Source organism: Labilibaculum sp. DW002 (assembly GCF_029029525.1).
Classification (GTDB): domain Bacteria; phylum Bacteroidota; class Bacteroidia; order Bacteroidales; family Marinifilaceae; genus Paralabilibaculum; species Paralabilibaculum antarcticum.
In genome coordinates this window covers 2,244,659-2,268,498 of sequence record NZ_JAKJSC010000001.1, presented here as the reverse complement: position 1 = coordinate 2,268,498, position 23,840 = coordinate 2,244,659, and the positions used below count along the sequence as shown (strand labels likewise).

The 23,840-nt window shown below is 34.4% G+C and carries 22 protein-coding genes; 8 read left to right on the top strand and 14 right to left on the bottom strand.

Translation table 11 applies throughout. From position 1 onward, the window contains the following. The first annotated feature begins 125 nt into the window (after positions 1-125). The 3 genes from L3049_RS08765 to L3049_RS08755 are packed head-to-tail and all read left to right on the top strand — an operon-like array spanning position 126 to position 4,906. A complete protein-coding gene (locus tag L3049_RS08765; RefSeq protein ID WP_275109432.1) occupies positions 126-2,102 on the top strand; it encodes a glycoside hydrolase family 32 protein in 1,977 nt (658 codons plus the stop codon). Positions 2,103-2,118: 16 nt separating this feature from the next. Beyond that, positions 2,119-3,336 (top strand): glycosyl hydrolase family 28-related protein, encoded by a 1,218-nt coding sequence (locus tag L3049_RS08760; protein WP_275109431.1) that lies wholly within the window; start codon positions 2,119-2,121, stop codon positions 3,334-3,336. A 10-nt stretch (positions 3,337-3,346) separates the two neighbouring features. Next, positions 3,347-4,906, top strand: coding sequence for a glycoside hydrolase family 32 protein (locus tag L3049_RS08755; RefSeq protein WP_275109430.1), 1,560 nt, complete (start codon positions 3,347-3,349; stop codon positions 4,904-4,906). Positions 4,907-5,069: 163 nt separating this feature from the next. Here L3049_RS08755 and L3049_RS08750 read toward each other — a convergent pair whose 3' ends face one another. The 12 genes from L3049_RS08750 to L3049_RS08695 form a co-directional block, all read right to left on the bottom strand. Then, positions 5,070-7,865, bottom strand: a complete 2,796-nt coding sequence (locus L3049_RS08750; protein WP_275109429.1) for a hybrid sensor histidine kinase/response regulator transcription factor — start codon at positions 7,863-7,865, stop codon at positions 5,070-5,072. A 332-nt stretch (positions 7,866-8,197) separates the two neighbouring features. Beyond that, positions 8,198-9,244 (bottom strand): hypothetical protein, encoded by a 1,047-nt coding sequence (locus L3049_RS08745; RefSeq protein WP_275109428.1) that lies wholly within the window; start codon positions 9,242-9,244, stop codon positions 8,198-8,200. A 66-nt stretch (positions 9,245-9,310) separates the two neighbouring features. Beyond that, positions 9,311-10,828 carry an apolipoprotein N-acyltransferase gene (gene lnt, locus L3049_RS08740; protein WP_275109427.1) on the bottom strand — a complete coding sequence of 506 codons (1,518 nt, stop codon included), beginning with the start codon at positions 10,826-10,828 and terminating at the stop codon, positions 9,311-9,313. Position 10,829: 1 nt separating this feature from the next. Continuing rightward, a complete protein-coding gene (locus L3049_RS08735; protein ID WP_275109426.1) occupies positions 10,830-11,696 on the bottom strand; it encodes a DMT family transporter in 867 nt (288 codons plus the stop codon). A gap of 22 nt (positions 11,697-11,718) precedes the next feature. Then, positions 11,719-12,258 carry a DUF4924 family protein gene (locus L3049_RS08730; RefSeq protein WP_275109425.1) on the bottom strand — a complete coding sequence of 180 codons (540 nt, stop codon included), beginning with the start codon at positions 12,256-12,258 and terminating at the stop codon, positions 11,719-11,721. A 41-nt stretch (positions 12,259-12,299) separates the two neighbouring features. After that, positions 12,300-12,674, bottom strand: a complete 375-nt coding sequence (locus tag L3049_RS08725) for an RNA-binding S4 domain-containing protein (protein ID WP_275109424.1) — start codon at positions 12,672-12,674, stop codon at positions 12,300-12,302. Positions 12,675-12,719: 45 nt separating this feature from the next. Next, positions 12,720-13,289, bottom strand: coding sequence for an aminoacyl-tRNA hydrolase (gene pth, locus L3049_RS08720; protein ID WP_275109423.1), 570 nt, complete (start codon positions 13,287-13,289; stop codon positions 12,720-12,722). A gap of 211 nt (positions 13,290-13,500) precedes the next feature. Next, positions 13,501-14,112 carry a 50S ribosomal protein L25/general stress protein Ctc gene (locus tag L3049_RS08715; RefSeq protein WP_275109422.1) on the bottom strand — a complete coding sequence of 204 codons (612 nt, stop codon included), beginning with the start codon at positions 14,110-14,112 and terminating at the stop codon, positions 13,501-13,503. Between the two features lie 118 nt (positions 14,113-14,230). Next, positions 14,231-15,163, bottom strand: coding sequence for a ribose-phosphate pyrophosphokinase (locus tag L3049_RS08710; protein ID WP_275109421.1), 933 nt, complete (start codon positions 15,161-15,163; stop codon positions 14,231-14,233). A gap of 189 nt (positions 15,164-15,352) precedes the next feature. Next, positions 15,353-15,955 (bottom strand): ribosome biogenesis GTP-binding protein YihA/YsxC, encoded by a 603-nt coding sequence (gene yihA / locus L3049_RS08705; RefSeq protein ID WP_275109420.1) that lies wholly within the window; start codon positions 15,953-15,955, stop codon positions 15,353-15,355. A gap of 155 nt (positions 15,956-16,110) precedes the next feature. Then, positions 16,111-17,088 carry a type I phosphomannose isomerase catalytic subunit gene (locus L3049_RS08700; protein ID WP_275109419.1) on the bottom strand — a complete coding sequence of 326 codons (978 nt, stop codon included), beginning with the start codon at positions 17,086-17,088 and terminating at the stop codon, positions 16,111-16,113. A gap of 44 nt (positions 17,089-17,132) precedes the next feature. Continuing rightward, complete coding sequence (locus tag L3049_RS08695) at positions 17,133-17,435, bottom strand: Dabb family protein (RefSeq protein ID WP_275109418.1); 303 nt, start codon at positions 17,433-17,435, stop codon at positions 17,133-17,135. 90 nt (positions 17,436-17,525) lie between these two features. On the opposite strand from L3049_RS08695, the gene udk reads away from it, so the two are divergent. The 3 genes from udk to L3049_RS08680 all read left to right on the top strand — a co-directional run bounded on the left by udk (position 17,526) and on the right by L3049_RS08680 (position 20,201). Then, the gene (udk, locus tag L3049_RS08690) at positions 17,526-18,143 is read left to right on the top strand and encodes a uridine kinase (RefSeq protein ID WP_275109417.1); all 618 of its coding nucleotides are present in this window, start codon (positions 17,526-17,528) and stop codon (positions 18,141-18,143) included. 99 nt (positions 18,144-18,242) lie between these two features. Then, positions 18,243-18,965 (top strand): 3'-5' exonuclease, encoded by a 723-nt coding sequence (locus L3049_RS08685; protein ID WP_275109416.1) that lies wholly within the window; start codon positions 18,243-18,245, stop codon positions 18,963-18,965. A 120-nt stretch (positions 18,966-19,085) separates the two neighbouring features. Then, complete coding sequence (locus tag L3049_RS08680; protein ID WP_275109415.1) at positions 19,086-20,201, top strand: hypothetical protein; 1,116 nt, start codon at positions 19,086-19,088, stop codon at positions 20,199-20,201. Between the two features lie 50 nt (positions 20,202-20,251). Here the strand turns inward: L3049_RS08680 and L3049_RS08675 are convergent, their stop codons facing one another. Both L3049_RS08675 and L3049_RS08670 read right to left on the bottom strand, forming a co-directional pair. After that, positions 20,252-21,061 (bottom strand): alpha/beta fold hydrolase, encoded by an 810-nt coding sequence (locus L3049_RS08675; protein ID WP_275109414.1) that lies wholly within the window; start codon positions 21,059-21,061, stop codon positions 20,252-20,254. A 134-nt stretch (positions 21,062-21,195) separates the two neighbouring features. Continuing rightward, positions 21,196-21,909: a pyridoxine 5'-phosphate synthase gene (locus L3049_RS08670; RefSeq protein ID WP_275109413.1), complete on the bottom strand. Its 714-nt coding sequence runs from the start codon at positions 21,907-21,909 to the stop codon at positions 21,196-21,198. A gap of 114 nt (positions 21,910-22,023) precedes the next feature. On the opposite strand from L3049_RS08670, the gene L3049_RS08665 reads away from it, so the two are divergent. Beyond that, entirely contained in the window at positions 22,024-22,689 is a 666-nt protein-coding gene (locus tag L3049_RS08665; RefSeq protein ID WP_275109412.1) for a CBS domain-containing protein, read from the top strand. A gap of 210 nt (positions 22,690-22,899) precedes the next feature. After that, positions 22,900-23,784, top strand: coding sequence for an NAD kinase (locus tag L3049_RS08660; protein WP_275109411.1), 885 nt, complete (start codon positions 22,900-22,902; stop codon positions 23,782-23,784). Positions 23,785-23,840: the final 56 nt, after the last annotated feature.

The window sequence follows — 23,840 nt, the reverse complement described above, 5'->3', positions numbered from 1 at the left end:
GTGCGCTAAGTTGCTGGTAGGAATAAGTTAGTAAGGTTGTAAGGCCGGGCCTTTTCCAACCAATCACATCAAGGGTGTTATCGAGGAATTTAAAATCGAGTAATAGTCATTCAAAATTTTAGCTTATGAATTTTAATGGAAAATTTCAGTTGTGTGTGTGTATTCTTCTTCTTATGTTCCTACTATTTGGCTGTAATGCTAAGAAAGAATCAAATTTATTCAGCGAAAAATATCGACCACAATATCATTTTTCTTTCCCTGAGGGTTGGATGAATGATCCTACTGGAATGATTTATTACGAGGGACTTTATCATCTTAATTTCAGAAATGCATCGAGTGCAGATCTCATTCACTGGGATTTTTCCTTGAAGGAGAAAAAGAGGAATGGTAGCATACAAATGATGTCTGGTGCTTCGGTTGTTGATTGGGAAAATACTTCAGGATTTGGAACAAATGGGGAACCTCCTATTGTGTCTGTTTACTCCGAGTTAAGAAAGGGAGACTTTGTGCAGCAACAATCTATAGGATACAGCAATGATGAAGGGTTTACATTTACTCCTTACAAACAGAATCCGGTAATTGATATTAATTCTACCGAATTTAGGGATCCTATGGTTTTTTGGCACGAATCGAGCCAAAAATGGGTTATGGCCGTAGCACTTGCTGGAGAATGTAGAGTTAGATTTTACGGATCTGATAATTTAAAGGAGTGGAGGTTTTTAAGCGATTTTGGTCCTTATGGAGCACGTGAAGGAGTTTGGGAGTGTCCTGATTTATTTCCATTAGCAGTTGATGGTGATGTAAATAATATAAAGTGGGTTTTAGAAGTAGATGTGCAACCGTTTAGTGGACAGTATTTTATAGGTGATTTTGATGGTGAAAAGTTTACCATCGACCCTAATTTTGAAAAGCGACTGGCTTATAATGATTTTAAACCCGAAGGTGAGGTTTTATTCGACTTTGAAAGCGATTTAGATAGCTGGGATATCGAAGGAGAAGCATTTAAAGAATCTCCAGCTAAAAAAGAACTTTTTATGCAATGTGCTATTCTTGGTAAAGAAGGTGATCAATTCATAAATAGTTTCCATAAGAAAGATGCATCTAAAGGAAAATTGAGCTCACCAAAGTTTCAGATTAAAGAGGATTTCATCAATTTCTTGATTGGAGGCGGTAATCATCCTGATAAAGAGTGTGTTAATTTGATCGTGGAAAATGAAATTGTTCGATCGGCAACAGGATACAATACTGAAGCTCTTATCTGGAAAGGGTGGGATGTAGGTGATTTGAAAGGTAAGATAGCTAATATTCAAATAGTAGATGATTATGAAGGTGGTTTTGGTCATATAATTGTCGATCATATAATACAGAGTAAAACATTGGCAACAAGTGACAGAGAAAAGGCAATGTGGATTGATTATGGACCTGATTTTTATGCGGTGCGATCTTGGGTAAATATGCCTGAAAATGATAATCGAAGAGTGTGGTTGGCATGGATGAGTAATTGGTTATATGCTAGCGATGTTCCAACAAAACCATGGTTAGGATGTCAATCATTTCCGCGTACCGTCGAGTTAAAAACACTCAAAGAAGGAGTTTGTTTGGTGCAGAACCCAATCAAGGAGATAGAAATGCTTAGAGAAAATCATTTTCATCTTGAGAATGTTTCTATCAATAAAGATGATGATTTATCTGTATTTATGCCAGAAAAAAATACTTATGAATTGATTGCGGAATTTGAATTGAGTGAAAAATCTGAGATTGGATTTAAGATTGCTAAAGGGAACGATGAGGAAACTATTGTCGGGTATAATTCGGAAACGGCTGAATTATATATCGATCGAAGAAAATCAGGGGAGCATGAATTTAGTACATCATTTGCAAAGATCTACAGAGGACCTCTTCAAATGAATGATCAAAAAATTAAATTGCACATTCTTGTTGATCAGTCGACGATTGAAGTGTTTGGTAATGATGGAGAAACAGTGATTTCTTGTTTGATATTTCCAGATCCAAACAGTCGTAAGATTGAACTGTTTTCAAATAAGGATAGTTCAAACTTACTTAGCTTAGATATGTGGGAATTAAAATCAGTATGGAATTAAATTAGAAAAGAGCAAAATGCTAAGAAAAGCAATTCATATAATGTTTACACTTATGTTATTTGCGAGCTTTTGGGCTTGCGATACAAGTGATACGATTGAGGAAATAACTAATGTCATCAATGTTTACGATACCTTGGTAACACCTGAGTATGTAATTACTGATTTTGGTGCAGTTGGCGATGGGTTAACTGATTGTGCCCCAGCATTTGAAAAGGCTTTGGCTGCACTTCCTGCTTCTGGCGGACTTATACTTATTCCTGAAGGAGATTTTTTACTGAACAATCCAATTGAAATAACCAGAAATTTTGTTACCATAAAAGGAGTTAATAACGGTCTTCGGAGTAATATTGATGTACCAGCAGGTGATATGGTAAATCCTGGTGGTGGCAGTAAATTAATTCTAGGTAGTTCTACTTATGGCATTCGTATACCAAGCATTCCTGATGTAAATGGAAGGAAGAACCGAATTTCAGGTGTAAATATTAAGAATTTATTGATTTCAGGTGGTTCTGAGCGTAAAGGTACAGGTATTTATATCCAACAGGATAATGATGGTATTCGTATTGATAATGTAGTTGGCATCAACTTGAACTATGGAATTTTTGTCATTGCAGCCGACGCAATGATCATTGAAAAATGTTGGATGTCAGAATGCTTGAACAGTATTGTAATGAATTATGGTATTCAAAACATGATTGCAAATTGTCAATTGGGAGCTCAATCTGGAGGTGTAACGGTTACTCTTTCTAACCAAGAGAACTTTGTATTTGAAGGAAACCATGTTTATCCGGATGGTGATGTGAATTTAAAAATGACTAATTGTACTTATACCAATGTATCGTCCAATAACTTTCAAAGTTACCACGTTGGAATGTTGGAATTACATGGAGATAATAATTTGATTAGCAATAATATTTATTGGTTGCGAAATGCTCTTAGTCAAAGTGTTCAATTGCGGGCTAAGGATAAAGATTACGGAGTAATTCGTGTGGAAGGAAATGCCAATTTAATATCTAGTTCCTCGATTACCTGCAATTGGAATGAAGGAATTATAAATCCTGTAACTATACGATCGGTGAGTGGAAGTAAGAATCGTTTTACGAATTTGTTAATCTCTGATGATAATAGCAAGCGAGTTTTCTATGTAAACGAAACAACCGAAATTTTTAATTGTGTGCCAGCAGATAAAATTAATGTGGATGGCGACTTGAACAATATCTATGTATCTTATTAATTGATTTAAAATGAAAAACTACTTATTCATAATTCTAATTGTCTCTGCAATGATTTCTTCTTGTAATTTAACAAGTGAAAGAAAACAAGAGGAAAGTACAACAAAGGTGTATCAGGAAAAACATCGTCCACAGTTTCATTTCACACCTGAAGCCAATTGGATGAACGATCCAAACGGAATGGTTTATTACGAGGGCGAATATCACTTGTTTTATCAATATTATCCAGATAGCACCGTTTGGGGACCAATGCACTGGGGGCATGCCGTAAGTAAGAATTTAATGCATTGGGAACATTTGCCAATTGCTTTGTATCCCGATTCATTGGGATATATATTTTCTGGTTCTGCAGTTATTGATTATGAAAATACCTCTGGTTTTGGTTCTGCAGACAAGCCAGCAATGGTTGCTATTTATACCTACCACAATATGGAAGGAGAAAAGGCCGGACGAAATGATTTTCAGTCTCAAGGAATTGCTTATAGCATAGATAAAGGAAGAACTTGGAGCAAGTATGAAAAGAATCCTGTTTTAAAAAGCCCTGGGATTAGAGATTTTAGAGATCCTAAAGTAATTTGGCACAAAGAATCTAAGAAATGGATTATGTCTCTGGCAGTGCAGGATCATATCAGTTTTTATTCTTCTTCGAATTTAATCGATTGGACTTTTGAAAGTGATTTTGGAAAAGAATTGGGATCACATGGTGGTGTTTGGGAGTGTCCCGATTTGTTCCCAATAAAAGTGGACGGAAGCGATGGGGTAAAATGGATTTTGATTGTAAGTATTGGAGATGGAGGTCCAAATGGTGGTTCTGCAACTCAGTATTTTATTGGTGATTTTGATGGGAAAGAATTTGTGAGTACAGAAAAGGATATCAAATGGCTTGATTATGGAAGAGATAATTATGCTGGGGTAACTTGGTCGAATGTACCGGAAGAGGATGGAAGAGTGCTGTTTATTGGTTGGATGAGTAATTGGCAATATGCCACCCTTGTTCCAACTGAAAATTGGAGAAGTGCAAATACCTTTCCAAGAGAGTTAATTTTAAAAAAAGAGAATAACAAGTATCACTTAAATTCTGTGCCGGTTAAAGAGTTGGAATTAATTCGGGAGGAATGTTATATCATTCCGAATCAGGATATAAAAGGGAATTTTGATGTTGCAAATGCAATTCCTTTTAAGGCAATTCCTATTGAAATAGATTTGGAAATAGTATGGGATGAACAACCACAAAAATTTGGTATTAAGCTAAGTAATTCGGTAGGAGAAGAATTGGAAGCCTTTTATTCTGGAGTAGATGAAAGCTTTACTATTGATAGAACGAAATTGAAGGATTCTTCGTTTTCAGATGCGTTTGCAAGCATCGATAAAGCAGATGTTAGTTGTAAAACGGGAATTAAATTACAGATACTTATTGATGAATCTTCCATCGAAGTATTTGTAAATGGTGGTGAAGTGGTAGTGACAGATCAATTTTTTTCTACCGAAAAGTTTGATAAACTAGAAATAGTTAGTGGTGGTAACATTTCGGTTAAAGAGGCCAAATTTTATAAGTTAAAATCAGTTTGGTGAAACAAAGTGTTATGAATAATGAAAAATCCGGAGTCTGTACGACCCGGATTTTTTTATTTATCTAATTCAGGTATTAAAGATTAGCTAAGAATACCAATAAAAGAGGAGGTGCTATGGTTTTTACTGTGTATAAATTTCTATTTTTACTATGCAATCTTCTACTTTATTTTTTTTGTTTGATGTATTCTTTGGGAGATAATTTAAATTTCTCTTTAAAGCATTTGCTAAAATAGGACGGGCTGGCAAATCCTGTTTGATAGGCAATCTGAGAAATGCTTAAGTCACTTTCTAAAAGCAGGGATGAGGCTTTCTTTAGCTTTACAGATCTAATAAATTCACTGGCCGATAAATCGGTTAAGTTCTTTATTTTACGGTACAAATGAACTCTCGATAAACTAACATCTTTGCTTAATTCTTCAACACCGTAATCGTAATTTTGATAATTGGTTTCAATTGCTTCGCAAGCTTTCTTCAGAAACTGCTGATCCAATCTGTTGATTCCATCTTTTTGCTCTGTGAAATCGATATTTTCACGATAATGAATTCGTACTCTTTTTTTACTTTCGATTAGTTTTCGCACTCTTACCTGCAAGTGTTTCTTGTTAAAAGGTTTTGGAATATAGGAATCAGCACCAATTTCCAAGCCTTCAATTTTATGTTCTTGCGAGGCTTTTGCGGTTAGCATGATGACCGGAATATGACAGGTTTTTAAATCCGATTTTACAATGTCTGTTAATTCCAATCCATCCATCACTGGCATCATTAAGTCGGTAATGATCAATTCCGGATTCTCTGCTTCAATCACTTTTAACGCTTGTTTCCCGTTTTCAGCTTTTAAAATTTTAAAGTTTCCTTTTAGCGAATCGGCAATATGCTCTAATACGTCTGGGTTATCTTCTACAATAAGAATCCGAATTTCTTTGTTTGTTAGAAAGGAAGGATTTTCGTCCTCATTTGAATCGGTAAGTTGAGGAATATAGTCCATTTCATCCAATTCTGATGGAATCTGTCTTGAGGTATCTTTTTCTTGAGGATCGGCAAAAATTAAATCAGCATCATTAAAATGTGATTTCCCTTTTTGCAAATAAACCGTTAATGTTGTCCCAATTCCCAAACTACTCTCAACTTCTATAATTCCAGAGTGCAATTCAACCAGAGCTTTGGTTAAAGACAAGCCTACTCCAGTTCCCGGAAACGAAGCATTGGTTTTTGCTTGATAAAATCGTTGAAAGATATTTTTAAGATCCGATTCAGAAATTCCACTACCGGAATCAACTACACTAATTTTTACACATTCTCTATTCTCGCCATTAAATTTTCGTCTTGAATTTTCAAGATAAACAGCAACTTTACCTTGGTTGGGTGTGAATTTAAAAGCATTCGATAAAAGATTGAAGAGGATTTTATCAAGTTTATCGGTATCAAAATACAAGTCTTCTTTTTGTATGGTCGACAAATAGGAATAGTTAATGTTCTTTTTATTTGCCAATTCTTTAAACGAATCTGAAATCTCTTTAATGAACTTATTGATATCATTCTTAGAAATTTTCATTTGCATTTTTTCATTCTCTATTTTTCTAAAATCCATCAGTTGATTGATTAAGCGAAGCAGTCGATTGGCATTTCGAAGCATTACACTTAACTGTTGATGTGATTCTCTGTCTTTAACTTTTTGATCTAAAAGATTCTCAATTGACCCAAGGATTAGGGTTAAAGGAGTTCTAAATTCATGAGAAATATTAGTGAAAAATTTCAATTTTGTTTGCGTAGCTTCTTCTAGTTGATCAGAAATGACAATTAGTTGCTCGTTTTGAAGTTCTATCTGTTGTTTTTGCTCTTTAAGAGTCAGGTTTGCTTTTATTTTATTTTTGTAGGCCTGATAAAGTAGAATACCTAAAATTATCAATAGGAAGAGAAATACGACAATTATAATTAGCCACATTCGTTGACTTTTGTATTTTATAATTTGAGAGTCGAGAATGTTTTTTGCTGTGGATATTTTTCCCTGCAGGGAAAGAATCTGATCAGTTTGCAGTTTTTGAATTTCTGCGTTGGTAGAATCAATAACTACTGTTTTAAGTATGATATTTTTTTCAAATTCCTTTTTTGTTAAAATTCTATGGGCTAATTCTATGGCTTCTGAACCACCTGTTGGATATAAAAAAGTGGCATTCATTTTCTTATGAATGACAGCATCAACACCATCATTTGGTCCGGGAAGACCATCAATCCCAAGTAAAAAGGGTTTGTGTTCGCCAAATTTTGATTGTAGTACCTCATACGCGCCAATAGCCATGTAATCGTTATGTGCAAAAACCAAATTGATATCATCATGTTGTTCAATCGCTAACTCCATCATTTGGGTACCACCTTGTTTGAACCATTCTCCTGTTTCTGAGAAAATAATTTTAATATTAGGATATTTGTTGATAATCTCTGAGAATCCTTTGTGGCGTTCAATGGCAGGACTAGAACCTTTCAGCCCCCAAATTTCTGCAATATTTCCTTCGCCATTTAAAAGTTTGACAGCATATTTACCAGCTTCTTTTCCAATCAGGTAATTGTCAGCGCTAATTTGAGCTGTATAGTTTTCACTATCAATTTTTCGATCAAGAATAATTACCGGAATACCCTTTCGATAAACCTCTTCTACAATTGGGGTAATCGGTGCCGACTCGTTAGGAGAAACGATAAGCAAATCGATTCCGCTTTTCACTAACTCTCTAATATCTCTAATTTGTTTTTCATTATTGTCATCTGCATCAGTTATTATTAATTCCATATTTTGAAATAGAATCAATTCATTTTGCATTTCACTTTGCATTGCTTTTCGCCAGCTATCTTCCGATGTGCATTGCGAAAAACCGATTTTAAATTTATCCTCTGAAAATCCTTTTTCGGAGAATATTAAAATGAAAATAATAAGAAGTAGGAAGTATTTTTTTCTTGTAATGGACATAGTTTCAAATTTAATCAAAAAAGGCTTTGTGTTGTATGACGAAATGTGAAAAAGTCGAGAATTTTTAAGGAGTTTAGTTAGAGGAATTAGAAATTGATAAACTCTGAAACTTTTAGCATACTAAAATCACCATATTATTGAGTGAGTTCGGTAGGAAGTAAAAGAAAAGTACATGGTTGTAAGTGGTTTAATGCATGAGAAGGGCATTTTTAGGCTGTCGACCAATGAATTTCTATATAAATCAATACTTTACTGTGCAAATAAAAGACCAACTCCGCGGGGAATTGGTCTTTCATTTTTATGAAGTCCCTTTAAGGGGATTTAGAATTTCATTACTGCAATCTCATTTTGCAATTATTTGCTCTAATATTCAGTTTAGAGAAAGCTTTTTTATCTCCAACACGACCTTTGGCAATAAAAGTATTTTTATCGGCAGTTGGTTCGTTCGAAAGTTTAAAGTCTGCAGCATTATCGAATTTAACCGATTTGTGATTAATTTCGTATTCGATTTGGCATCCTTCCATAAAGCTAAGGCCTACATCGCCATGTTTCGAATCTATTTTAATGAAAGAAAACATGTTGTTGATGTTGAAAACATTGATGTGACCAAATTTTTGATCGTAATCAATTTCGCCACCCATTTGGCTAATTTCAATTTTCGAAAAATTTGACGATCCATACAAGTATTCAATTTCCTTGATATCGAATTTATCTCTGGCCGATTTAATATTTAAGTTGTCGATTACTTGAATTTTGAATTCAGAATCGCGGCTTTCTCCAGATATTTTTTCTGCATTTTCAATTGTTACTTTAGAGTTTGCAACAATTAATTTTGAGTCATTTAATTTTTGGGCTTTAAAAGTACAGCCTGTTATGGTGAAAGAGTTTTCTCCCATTAAGTTTTGAGCTGTAAAATTGCCACTGGTTAAATCAAGATTTACATTAGCATCGTGATTGTCCATAAACACATCACCGTTTTTCTGTACAATATCCAAATTTACATTTGATGGAACTTGCACTGTATATTTGATTTTAATTTTACCCTTATTAAAAAGAGAGTTGGTCAGTTTTTTAAGAGAGAAAAAGTCACCAAGAACAGTTTTAGCAAGCAGCTGTTTTTCACCTTCAGTAAAATCGATGGTAATATTATTAGCCATCTTTTTTGTTTTCTCTTCGTTCGATCCTTCAACGCTAATTAAAACCTCGAATCTAATTTCGTTTTTATCCCAATGTTTAATTTGAATTTTACTGTATTTCGATTCTATTCTAAGGTTTTCTCCAGCTTTAAATGTCTTTTCAATCTTCTTGTGTTTTGTTATGGCATTTGCCGATCCTACAAATAAGAAAATGCTCATTAGAACAAATATCAATCGTCTCATATATTTTATTTTTTAGATTTTTTAATCAGAAAAACTATTCTAGAAATAAATGTAAAACATTTAACTCTATCTTTTAGTTTTAGATTGTGTTGTAACACGAATTTTAACAAAGATTAATAAAAGACTTGCAATAAAGAGGCAAACACGACCGATATAATCTCCATGCTGAGAATAAAACGTATGCTCCTTTAGTAAATTTACTTTGCCAGTTAACACAGATCTTTTCCACCAACTTGTTTTAGCAATAATTGTGCCTTTTGCACTAATGTGAGCAGAAATTCCATTATTTGCTACCCGAATATACTCTCGTCTACTTTCGATTGCTCTAATACGGCTAAAATTGAAATGGTGCTGATATCCTGGTGTAGATTTCCACCAACCATCATTGGTAATCATGCATTGAAATCCAGCTATGGTAGGAACCCTTTGTGCACAATAATCACCAAATATTGATTCGAAACAAACTACTGGTATTATTGCAAGAGAATCAGATGAGAAATAATCAATATCATTCTCATTGCTATAGGTTCCTTTGTAACCACCAATTTCAATGGAACAATCTTTTAAAAAGCGAAGATATTTGTCAAAGGGAACTCTCTCGAACAAGGGAACTAATTTTGTTTTGTGATAAAACTGAGGAATAGTGGTATCAGTTAGAAATAGAGCTGAATTGAAAGATTTTGATCCGATATTGCTGTGTACGCCTAATAGAATGCTAGTATTGGGATATTTCTTTTTTAAATCAAGAAGTTGTGCGTAATAAATAGATTGGTTTGGATTGCTTTCATCAATAGATTGGAGAATCGTAGTTTCGGGACCAAATAAGAAATCGGGATGTTGAGCTGAACAAATCGAATCGGCTGTTTTTAGAAAATCAGCAAAAAATCGTTCTTCATTTTCGGCTACAAATTTTTCCGTGTACGGATTAAGATTGGGTTGAATAAGTGCGAAACTTTTGCTGCCAAAACTTTCTTCATTATTATTCATTCGAATTGATGACCAAAGAAGTGGTAATGCAATTAAAAGTATTGAAATGACTATTCGAGAGTATTGGAAACCGGTTGATTCTCGATAGATTTTAAACAGGCTGTAGTTGATGAGGATAATCCATAAGCTGCCACCACGAGTACCTGTAATATCGTACCATTGTATCCATTTTGGCGATGAAGCAAAGGCATTTCCTAGGTTGAGCCATGGCCAAGCCAAATCCCACCAGGTGGCAAAATATTCAAATCCAAGCCAAATAATAAGGAAGGGAAATAGAATGGATATTCTAAGTGATTTTCTCGTTCTGCTAACCAACCAAAAAATCAGCGCAAGCAAAAGAGAATTGATGAGAAGGATAAAGAGTAGGCCTACTATTTGAGCCTCGCCAACCCACCAATAGGCCAAAGTATTCCAAATTAAAAAGCTTAGAAAGGTATAATTGAATAATAAGTAAGGATTGTGATGATTAATTGTTTTTTCTTCGAGCCAAAGAAGTGGAATCCATGCAAAAAAGATCAGAAAAAAGAGTGAGGGAATGCAAAATGGCAATCCCAATAGTAATCCTGAAGAAATGGCAAGGAGGATGTTTTTATTCACTTTATCGGTGCGTTAGATGTACTCCGACTAAGATAATTAATATTGATGCAATTTGTGCAATTGAAACTTGATCGCCGCCAATAACAATTCCCCAGAAAATAGCCACAATCGGGATGATATAAGCAATGGAAGCAGCGAATACATGTGAGGATTTTTTGATGAGTTGATTGTAGAAGATTACACCACCAAAAGTTAAAATTGCTAGCAAACCAAGCATCAGAGCACTTTTAGAGACTGTTTCGGATGCTAATGGTGCACTTAAATCGGTAAAAAGTAAAAAGCAAGCAGCCATTGGTCCTACGAACAAAAAGGCAAGAGAGGCAATTTCGGTACCGTTAAGTTTGGGCAAAGAGAAACTTACGATATTGATGCTGATGGCGACAGATAATATGGCCATAAACACATAAAAAACACCCCAAAAATAAGATGCTCCATGCGATTCCCCTGAGAAACTCAATACGAGTGTTCCTGCTAAACCTAAAAGAATTCCTCCAAATACTTTTTTGTTGGTTTTAGATTTGAAAAAAAGAATGGCAAGAAGTAGAGTAATACTTGGTAGCATGGCATTTAACATACCTGCTAATGAAGAATTGATTAATGTTTGTGCCTTGGCAAAGAAGAATGATGGACCGATATTACCAGCTATACCTGAAAGCAATAATGGTCCAATGTTTTCTTTGTTTAGCTTTTTGAAATTCTTGAAGATTAGTGGCAAGAATAATATGAATGATAAGAAAACCTGAAATGCAGCAACTTGGCTGTGAGTAAAACTTTTGAGAGCAATTTCTCTTAGAATATATGGGCTTCCCCATATGAAAGAAACTACAAGTAGTAATAGCCAATTACTGTATTTACTGTTTAGACTCATATTTTTCAAGATGTATTTAGAGTTAGTCCTTATCTTCTTCGAAAGCTTTATATTTTGCAGTAAGTGTTGCAATCATTTCGCTAAATGAGCTAACGGCTGCAAGTGTATCTTTAGAAACTTCTTTTTTCTGCAAACGAAGCATTAAAATACCATAAAGAGCTGTCAGGCAAAGTTCTATGTCATTGTTTTCTTGAGAAGCTTTCGATTTTTCGCGAAATTCAGTAATATTTCCAAGAGCTTGTTGGTAGTGGTTATTGTAGGCAGCATCTTTTCCTTTTGTTAGTAGAAAAACATGATAGTCGTAAAGCTCGTTGATATTATTTTTGATGATTTGTAGATGACCTTTTTCTTCGATCTTCTCAATCTTCATCATTTCAATTAAATTTTCGTACCACTCTTTAATTTCAGCATGAACCTCAGCAGGTTGTTGAAATTGTTTGATGATATTCTCTTCAATTTTAGTAATGTCAAACTGATAAGCTCTAATGATATCCTCAACTTGCCACATATAAAGGATGTATTCAGCTAAATTGGTTTTTCTTTTTTCTTGTGCAATAATCATGTTTCGAAATTATCTGTAATTAAACTTAGTATTGAAGATTTTTACTCTTTCAACTTATCAATTAATCTTCGGTCTAGTTTGGTAGGGCGACCAGTTCCCCTATCGCGAGCTTCAAATCCATAAACTTTAGTCGCCACTAAAAGGTCAAGTTGATCCTGAGCAGTTACATCTTTTACAAAATCGACTGCAAGTTTTGCTCCCATTCGTTTGCTGGATATGGCCGTTACCAAATAACTACGAGTAATTGGAGGAACTTTGACCTCAATCTGATCGTTTATTTTTATTTCACGAGATGGTTTTATAGTAACACCGCCTATTGTAACTTTCCCTTTTTTACAGGCTTCAGCTGCCATACTTCTCGTTTTGAAAATACGTACAGCCCACATCCACTTGTCAATTCTAACTTTATTGTCCATGGCTTACTATTTGGATTGATTATTATATGCTCTAGTAAATATTATTTACTGCTTTTTCGTATTGTAAGCCGTCATTGTACGCTGAACGCCAATTGTACTAATACCCTTAATCATATTAATACAGATTTTGTACAGTTCAGGCAGTTTTTCAATCTCTTCTTCTGACCATTTGCCTAATACATAGTCAATTTGTTTGCCTCTGCTAAAATCAGCTCCAATTCCAAAACGAAGGCGGGTATAATTTTGATGACCTAATGTTTCGTTGATATGTTTAAGACCGTTGTGTCCTGCATCGCTACCCTTTGGTCGCAAACGAAGTGTTCCAAATGGAAGGGCTAAATCGTCTACCAGAACCATCATATTTTCAATAGGAATATTCTCTTTTTGTAACCAGTAGTTTACAGCTTTTCCACTAAGATTCATGTAGGTGCTGGGCTTTACAAGAATGTATTGTCGACCTTTGAATTTGTATTCAGCAATGGCGCCATAGCGTCCATCTTTGAATTCGATTTTTGCCGTTTCGGCAAGAGCATCCAAAATTCTGAACCCAATATTGTGGCGAGTGTGAAAATATTCCGGTCCAATATTTCCAAGCCCGACAATTAAATATTTCATATCAGTACTATTTTTATTTGCTTGGGTTTTATTCCGCCCAAATATATTTTTTAAAAATTGAATCATATCGAAATCAAAGTTAAAATATTCATCGCATTTTCCATGAATACTTTCATTTCAATATTTCCCTCTTTTTTTTAGAAACGGAGGATATTAAAAAACCTCCCACTCTTTGAAAAGTGGGAGGTTATATTTTAATTGCAGCAAATAATTACTCTGCAGCAGGAGCAGCAGCTTCAGCTCCTTCAACAGCGTCACCGCTATTTGCAGCAGCACGAGCAGCTCTTGTAAGCTTAACCTGAACAACAACCGCGTTCTTTGCATTCAATAACTCCAGGTTTTCGAAGTCTAAAGCACCAACTTGGATACTCTTACCAAGACCAAGATCGCTAACTTCAACAAGTAAGTTTTCTGGAAGATCAGCCATTAGAGCTTTTACCTTTAGTTTTCTGTTGATGATAGCTAATTTACCACCAGCTTGAATACCTTTAGCAAAACCTTCAACTTTTACAGGAACTTCAACTTCGAATGCTTTATCTTCAGTTACCTGGAAGAAATCAACGTGAAGTGGCTTGTCTGTTACTGAGTGAAATTGTACTTCTCTCATTACTGAAGTAAATACTTTTCCTTCAACATCAAACTTAACGATGAAAGTTTCAGGAGTGAAAAGTAATTTGTTTAGATCTCTTTCGTTTACAGAAAAGTGAATGTTTTCACCTGCACCGTAAAGTTCACAAGGAACTAATTCTGCTTTACGCAAAGCTTTAGTTGCTTTTTTTCCTAGATCTGTTCTTAATGAACCTTTTAATTCTAAAGTTTTCATTGTACTTTTTTTGTTATGCTACTCAATATAAATTTCATCGCCTTGGTAAGTAGGCTCAAGTTATATCCCATCACACGATTATAAATAGTTTTACCAAAATTCGCCGCAAATATATCAATTAAATAATAAAGTTCGAGCTAATTGACTCGTTATTATAAACATTAAGGATAGTTTTTGCGAAAATGTCTGCAATTGTCAGTGTTTTAATCTTTGTTGAAGCACCATCCAATTGGATAGAATCAGTGAAAAGAACTTCTTCAAGTGCTGATTCTTCAATTCTTTCGTTAGCCGGACCTGAAAGGACAGCATGAGATGCAATGGCTCTAACGCTAAGGGCTCCCTTAGCTTTAAGCATGTTGGCAGCTTTTGCAATTGTACCAGCTGTGTCAATCATGTCATCAACAATAACAACATTCTTTCCTTCAACATCACCAATAGCAGTCATTTCACCAACGACATTCGCTTTTTCTCTACTTTTGTGACAAATTGCAAGACCAGCATTTAAATACTTAGCATATGCATTTGCTCTTTTACTACCACCCATATCAGGAGAAGCAATAACCAGATTTTCAAGCTTCAAAGCTTTTACATGAGGTAAAAGGACTGATGAACCATAAAGGTGGTCAACAGGAACATCAAAGAAACCTTGAATTTGATCTGCGTGTAAATCCATTGTCATAACACGGTCTACACCTGCAGCCATTAATAAGTTGGCAACCAGTTTTGCCCCGATAGCAACTCTGGGACGGTCTTTTCTGTCCTGACGAGCAAACCCGAAATAAGGCATTACGGCACAAACTTTATAAGCTGATGCTCTTTTGGCAGCATCAATCAACATTAAAAGTTCCATTAAGTTGTCAGCAGGAGGAACAGTCGATTGAACAATAAATACGTGAGATCCACGAACGGTTTCCTCGAAAGCAACTTCGAATTCACCATCGCTAAAGTTAACGATGCTTGAATTTCCGACTTCTAGTCCGGCAGCTTCGGCAATTTGAGAAGCTAGTTTCTCACTTTTTGAACCTGCAAAAATTTTAATTGGGGCATTCATTAAAATATTATTTGTTTATAAATCAGATAACTATTGTACTGTGCAAATTTATGAAATATTGCTTCAAAAACAGGAGTTTAAATCTGTCTCAGGCAATTATTTATTCTATTTATAAAGGATAAACCTAAATCTATTTAAAATAAAAAAGAAGATGTCTTTACGAGATCTCCCTTTTATGTGCTGCTGTGATTACAAAGAAATCTTTTTGTTGGTTTCTTCTATGTAATTTAATATTTCATCTTTTCCTAAACCTGAAGATGCGGAACTAATAAAATAAGGGGGCATTTCTTCCCATGAGGTTAGTAACTCCTTCTCGTAGGCTATTACATTGTCTTTTAATTTTTGTTTACTAAGCTTATCTGCTTTTGTAAATATGATCGAAAAAGGAATTCCATTAACACCCAACCATTCCATAAAGTCAACATCTTTGTTTTGGGGTTCGTGCCTACAGTCTACCAATACAAATAGGTTGATAAGTGTAGTTCGACTTTCAATGTAGCTGAAAATTAATTTGGAAAATCGCTGTTTTGTGTTCTTAGCAACTTTTGCAAATCCATATCCTGGTAAATCAACCAAGTACCATTCTTTATTAATGATGAAATGATTGACCAACTGTGTTTTTCCTGGTTTAACTGAAATTTTCGCTAAACTTTTATTGTTGGTCAGCATATTAATCAGAGATGATTTTCCAACATTGGAACGACCAATAAAGGCGTATTCGGCCTTGTTATCGGTAGGACATTTACTTATATCCGAGTTGGACATCACAAATTGTGCACTGGTAATATTCATGGTGTATTTTAATTTACGATGCAAAGTTATACAGATTCTTATATTTTCCGAAATATGCCGCAATTTTATTGACCGATATGGCAATTTACATGAGGAAGAAAAAAATCCTCTTTTCATTTACTTGAAAAGAGGATCAATAAATATTTATTCCAGTTTTATTTAATAAAAACCTCTAGGATTTTAGCTTTTGATTTCGGACTAAGTTTTACGTTTTTAATAGTTGCAGGGATTAAAATACTTTCCCCTTTCGCTACACTTATCGTTTCTTCGTCATAGGCAAGATCTAAATCACCTTCTAAGCACATATAAATTACAAAAGAATCAAGATCATAATAATCCTTTTCAATTGCTTTATCAAACTCAAGAATATTGGTTGTGAAATACTGGCAACGTACCAATTCTTCTGTTTTGTTTACTTCTGTTTTATATGTGGTTTCATATTTCTTCTCGAAACTATAGTCAATTGCGTCAACTGCAAGTTCGGTATGAAGTTCTCTTGGGTTTCCAGCATCGTCGGTTCTGTTAAAATCGTACATTCGATAGGTAACATCCGATGTTTGCTGAATTTCCGCCAATAGAATTCCTTTTCCAATTGCGTGAACTCGTCCGGCAGGAATAAAGAAACAACTGCCTTCTTTTACAGGTGTGCTGTTTAATATATCTTCCAGTTTGCCTTCTTTTAACTTTCCTAAATATTGTTCTTTCGTAATTTCCTGATTAAAACCAACAATCAATTCAGAACCTTTGTCTGCTTCAATTACATACCACATTTCAGTTTTACCATAGGCGTTGTGTCTCTCTTTAGACATTTCATCATCAGGGTGTACCTGAATAGAAAGTACATCATTGGCATCAATAAATTTAATAAGTAATGGAAATTCGACTCCAAACTTCTCATAAACTTTATCGCCAACTAAATCTCCCATGTAGATTTCAATAAGTTCTTCCAGATTATTTCCAGCTAAAAAACCATTGCTTACTACCGAAACATCTCCTTCTACACCCGATATCTCCCAACTTTCACCAGCATTTGGTAGTGGAGAAAAATCTTTATTTAAAACAGTTTTTAATTTGTCACCACCCCAGATTTTATCTTTAAGAATGGTTTTAAATTTCAATGGATACAAACTCATTTTCTTACAATTAATTTGATTGCTATTTTGGCTTTTGGATAATCTTAAAATTCGTAATCAATTACTTTTCGCTCGGCTGCCATTTCTTTTATTACTGCCACAGCTTTTTGATGTTCAGGATGATTTGCATAAACAGGTAAAGCTTCCATGTTCTCAATATCAACGTTTACCACAAAATCAAAAGAAGCATCAGATTGAAGTTGATCGAAACCAATCTGTAAAAATTTGATTTCTGGAATACTTTTATCCAGGCCATCAAATGCTTTTTCTAATCTGCAAAAGTAATTCTTTTTTTCTTCAGCTGAACCGAAAGCTTTAAACTTAAACATTGCAATGTGCTTGATCATTTTAATTCTTTTTTAAATAATTAGTAACTTTCCAGCCGAAGTTAATGCAAAATTAGCATTTTTGAATCAAACATCTAAATATCATACAACATGTTGATTATTGGAATTGCTGGAGGGACGGGCTCTGGTAAAACAACAGTGGTTAGAAAAATCATTGAAAGATTAAATCAGGGAGATGTGGCAGTCTTGCCACAAGATTCATATTATAGGGATAATAAGGAGATGCCATTGGAGGAGCGTCAAGAAATAAATTTTGACCATCCAAGATCAATAGAATTTGAATTATTGATTGAGCATGTGCGAAAGTTAAAAAACGATGAAGCGATAGAGCAACCGATATACTCCTACCTTACTTGTTTACGTTCTGACGAAACTATTCAGGTAGAGCCTAAGGGAGTTATCATTGTGGAGGGATTGTTGATTTTAACAGATCCTGTTTTACGTGATTTAATGGATCTGAAGGTGTTTGTAGATTGTGATGCCGACGATCGCTTAAATCGAGTAATCAAAAGAGACATTGTTGAGCGTGGAAGATCTGTTGAAAAGGTTTTGGATCGTTATGAAAAAACCGTGAAGCCAATGCATCTTCAGTTTATTGAGCCAAGCAAACGTTATGCAGATATTATTGTTCCTCAGGGAGGTAATAATATTGTAGCGATTGACATTTTAACCCATTTCATACAGAAAAATCTCGTTGCTAGTTTGTAAAAACGGTAAGCTTATTCACTGAAAAATATAATTTGGAGACCTTGATACTGTCTCCATTTTTTTATACCTTTTCAATTTGTTTATGATAAACTTTGAAGTATGTTGAATAATGTAAAAGTTGAAAATTTACTATTTGTAGATATAGAAACGGTATCCGGAAATGCCACATTCGATGAAATGTCTCCTAAGCTTCAGGAATTGTGGGAAAAGAAATCAAATTATTTTCGAAAAGATGACGAGAGTCCTTCTGATGTTTACGGACGAGCTGGCATCTATGCTGAGTTTGGAAAAATAGTATGTATTTCAACAGGCCTGGTGACTAAAAAAGATGGTGTTAAGAAGTTTGTTGCCAAATCGTATTATGGAGACGATGAAAAGCAACTGCTTGAAGAATTTGGGCTTATGCTCGATCGATTTTCTAGTAAGGCAAATCGAAATTTGTGTGCTCACAATGGTAAAGAGTTCGATTTTCCATATATCGCTCGTAGGATGTTGATTAATGGTGTGGCTCTTCCAAGTGTTCTTGATATTGCCGGAAAAAAACCTTGGGAAGTTCAATTCTTGGATACCATGGAATTATGGAAGTTTGGCGATTACAAGCATTATACTTCACTGGCTTTACTGTGCGAAATATTTAATATTCCCACTCCTAAAGATGATATCGATGGATCGATGGTTGGAAAGGTGTATTGGGAGGACAATGACTTGGATCGAATTGCTATTTATTGTGAGAAAGATATTTTAGCCACAGCTCAATTGTTTTTACGATATCAAGGTGAAGATTTAATTCCGGAAAATAATTTTGAACGAGTATTGTTGTAATTGTTTTGCTATTTTACAATAGTTTCACTTTTTTCGTGTTTATTAAACAGGATGATATTTCATCCATAAAATTCTGCCTACCTAGTTAGGCGTAGTATTTAAACTTAAGACATTAAACTGATGAATAATTCATTTATTAATAAATTAACTTTTGTGTTTTTCTTGTTAGGAACTCTATTGTTTACTTCTTGTGGAAGTAGTAGTGGAGGAGGAGATGAGGAAGAATTTGAATTTCAGTCTTCAGATTTGACTAATAAATATTGGTATGCGAATCCTTATTTGTCATCAGACTTTGCTCGTGATGATGCTGTGATTGTGTATCGATTCGAAGGAGGAAATGTTCTAAAAAGGCAGGAGTTTAGTGGTCGACGTGACAAGGTTGTTGGATCATGGAGTTTGAAAGGTGATGAATTGGTAATTAATGATGAGTCAATTTCTATAGATAATAGACAAGAATGGTTCATTCAACCTAAATCAACTTCAACCTATTTAAAATTGAACAGTTCGGCAGGAACAAGAGAGTTTTACACCGATATTGATGAAATTAATGATGTTACTGCAGATGCTTATTTAGTTAACGATTTGCATATTGTGAATAATGCATTTGAATCTGCTTATAAATTAGAGTATGCAGTATATGGAGATAAGCTAAGTAAGGTGAGAGCTCTTGTGGATGGATCTACTAGTTTCGAAATGGAAGATTTTACAAATTTTAAAGGGAATAAAGTGTATTACTTAAAAGAAAACGATAGAGATAATTACTTTGATGTTTTCGGCGGTGCACAATTGATTAAATTTTATTTGAAATTTGATAATGGAGAAAGTTATAAATTAGATGAGCAGATTTATAGTTCAAGTATTGCCGCTCTAGATAATTTCTCAACAACAGCTACACATGCAAGTGGAGCTGGAAGTGTTACGATTAATTGGAATGCCATTGATGAGGATGATATTTATTACTTTGTTGAAATTTTAGATAAAGATGGTAACGAATATTTACCAAAGTTTAGAAGTACAAGGCAATCTGCAGTTGCAGGTGATGCAAAAGAATTGATTATAGATAATTCAACGGCTAGTGAATACGAAGCTTTGAATGAGCTGACTTTAGGAGATGATTACTATGTGAAGATTTCTGGTTTTAAATATGAGGATGATATTGATCCAGATAATAGTTCAAATAAAGAAATAAATATACAAGCTGTAACTCGTTATACATTTAAAGCTGGAGTTTGGTAGCCTAAAAAAAAGAATAAAAAACCCGAAACGATATCGTTTCGGGTTTTTTATTAGTCTAATACGAAATATTCTACCGTTTTAACCAATAGTTTTGGCTGTTCTGCATGAACCCAATGTCCCGCATTGGGAATCGTAGTAATTTCAGCTTTTGGAAAAATCGCTCTTATTAAGGTGTGATCGTAATCAGTAATGTAATTTGATTTCTCGCCTCTTATAAAAAGAATAGGAAAGTCTGTAATTCCTTTGCCACCTTCAAATCGATCTTTATCTATACCATCCATTATTTGCGGTAAGAATTCGCTTAAAGTTTTGATGTTTAGTTTCCATGCAAATTTTTTATTTTCATCGCGTTTCAAATTTTTAAGCAAAAATTGTCGAACTCGATCACTATTTATTTTTTCAGCCAGCTTTTGGTCAATTTCAGTTCTGCTTTTAAATGCCGATAAGTCAAATTTTAGCATGGCATCTACAATGCAGGAATGATCTATCGTTTGAGGTGCATAGTCGGAGATTTTACTGTAGTTCTTAGGTGCAATATCTACCACAACTAAATTGTTTACCCTTTCAGGGTAATCTACAGCAAAAAACATAACTGTTTTTCCTCCCATTGAATGACCAAGAAGAACAGCTTTATCAATTTTCTGATCATCCATAAACTCAAGAAGATCATTTTTAAGATCTTCATAGGTGTGAGAATCTGAATGGGGAGAGCTACCATGGTTGCGTTGATCAATTAAGTAAACTTCGAAGTTTTGAGCAAGTTCTTTAGCAACAGTCAGCCAATTATCTAAGCTGCCATAAAGGCCATGTACAATTATTAGAGCTGGACCTTCACCAATTTTTTTATAATTGAGTTTCATTTATTCGAAATTGATTTTGAATATTAAAGATAAGAACAGAATTGATAACAGATCGTTTTTTAACCGAATTTAACTAGTTGCAAAAAGAAAAGGATGCCTTTCGAGCATCCTTTAAATTTTAATTAAAGATGATTTTACTTTAAGCACCTTAAATACATTTGTACTGTGTTTTCCATTCCGAAATACAAAGCATCAGCTACCAAAGCATGTCCAATAGATACTTCAGCAAGATTAGGAACATTTTCGTTGAAGAATTTTAAATTCTCCAAACTTAGATCATGACCTGCATTTACCCCTAATCCCAATTTGTGCGCTTTCTCTGCTGCTATAGCAAAAGGACGAACAGCCTCTTCCGGATTGTTGGGATAATTATCGGCAAAAGGTTCAGTGTATAGTTCAATTCTATCTGTACCTGTTGCTTTAGCGCCCTCAACATTTTTAAGGTTGGTGTCAACAAATATAGATGTGCGAATGTTTGCAGCCTTAAATCTATTGATTACTTCAATAAGAAAATCCTTATTGGCTACTGTATCCCAGCCAGCATTAGAGGTAATAGCTTCTGGTGGATCTGGAACAAGAGTTACCTGAGCAGGCTTGGCTTTTAGAACTAAATCTATGAAATCTTCAGTAGGGTAACCTTCAATGTTAAATTCAGTAGTAACAAGATCCTTAAGATCCATTACATCCTGATAGCGAATGTGACGTTCGTCTGGTCGTGGGTGAACCGTGATACCTTCTGCACCAAATCTTTCACAGTCTAATGCCATTTTACAAACATTTGGAGTGTTGCCGCCTCGGGCATTTCTTAATGTTGCAATTTTGTTTATATTTACACTAAGTCTAGTCATTTTATAAAAACTTTATAAGTAAAATGAAGGATGATTTTAAGAACAAAAAAAATGTTTGGTCGTAAATATTCCTTGAGGCAAAATTAGAAGTATTTCCCTGAAAAAAAACCTAATATGATTGCAAAAGATTTAATTTCTGATGTTGTTCCGGTTTTAAGAGAATCTGACACAGGGCTTCAGGCTCTGAATTGGATGGAAATATTTAAGGTTTCTCACCTACCAATAGTTAGAGGAGATCAATTTATTGGCCTATTATCTGATAACGATATTTACGATTTAAATCAGGTTGAAGAACCCATTGGAAAGCAAAAATTATCTTTATTTAGTCCCTTCGTTACCCAGGATCAGCATATTTACGATGTAATTGAAAAAGTTTCACACCTAAAACTAACTGTAATTCCAGTTCTTTTAGAAGATGAAACCTATTTGGGATTAATTACTCTGAGTGATTTAATGCAATATGTAGATAATGTGTTTGCGGTGAGTGAACCTGGAGGAGTTATTGTTCTGGAGTTAAATTCCATCGATTATTCTTTGAGTGAGATTGCTCAAATTGTCGAAGGTAACGATGCTAAAATTTTAAGTCTTTACGTTAAATCTTCAACGGATTCAAGGAAAATAGAACTGACTATTAAGGTAAATCGAACCAACTTAACCTCCATCATACAAACATTTCTTCGCTACGATTATACCATAAAAACGACTTATGTCCGAGAAGATGACATGAAAGATTTTATGGAAGATCGATACAATTCTTTTATGAGATTCCTAAATATCTAAAAACACAAACGAAGTGTATCTTTTTGTGTTAAGAATTGTTGCTATGAAGTAGATTACTCTATATTTGTGAAACTCATTCCTGCTTTTATTCTTCTGTGTTTTTAATAGAGAAGATGTAATAATGGGATTGGAAAATCTAAATGAAAGCCTTGTTTAGGCTTGAAATGAGAGATGATTAGTTGAAAGAAACAAAACACAAATTTGTGAAGTATGAAAGTTGCTTTATTTGGGAGATCATTTAATGAAAGCTTTACAGAGAGCTTTATCTTGATGTTTGATGTTTTTACCAAACACAATATAGATGTGGTAATCTACGAACCATTCTATGATTTCTTAATTCGTGATATTAATTTTAAACCTCCAGTTCAAAACTATTTCCACAGTTACGAAGATTTAGATAAAAATGTCGATTATTTTTTCAGTATTGGTGGAGATGGAACTTTCCTTGATGCAGTGACTTTAGTTCAAGATTCAGGAGTCCCGATTGTCGGTGTTAATAGTGGAAGACTTGGCTTTATGGCAGATATTGCTCGAGATGAAATTCCTGCGGCTATATCAAATATTTTAGAAGGGAATTACTCAATTGAAGAGAGAACACTACTGAAAGTTCAAACCGAAAGTAATGGTTTGTTCAAAGATTTCAATTATGGTTTAAATGAATTTACCGTGCATAAAAAGGATTCTGCTTCTATGATCACAATTCACACCTATATAGATGGTGAATATTTGAATTCATATTGGGCGGATGGCTTAATTATTTCAACACCTACAGGCTCAACAGCATATTCATTGAGTGTTGGAGGGCCAATCCTAATACCGAATACGCAAAATTTTGTAATTTCACCTATTTCTCCTCATAATTTAACTGTACGTCCTATTGTGGTTCCCAATTATCAAGAGATAACACTTAAAGTTGAGGGAAGAAGTGATAGTTATTTAGCATCTTTGGATTCAAGATCCGTGAGTTTTGAGGCCTTAAATGAATTAAAAATAAGTAAGGCTGATTTTAAAATCAAGGTGCTTAAATTGAAATCTCATTCTTTTTATAGCACACTCCGAAACAAGCTTATGTGGGGTGTTGATAAGCGTAATTAAAAATAAGCTAAAGTTGACTATTTGTTTTAACAAAATTTAACTGAGATCTGCTGTTA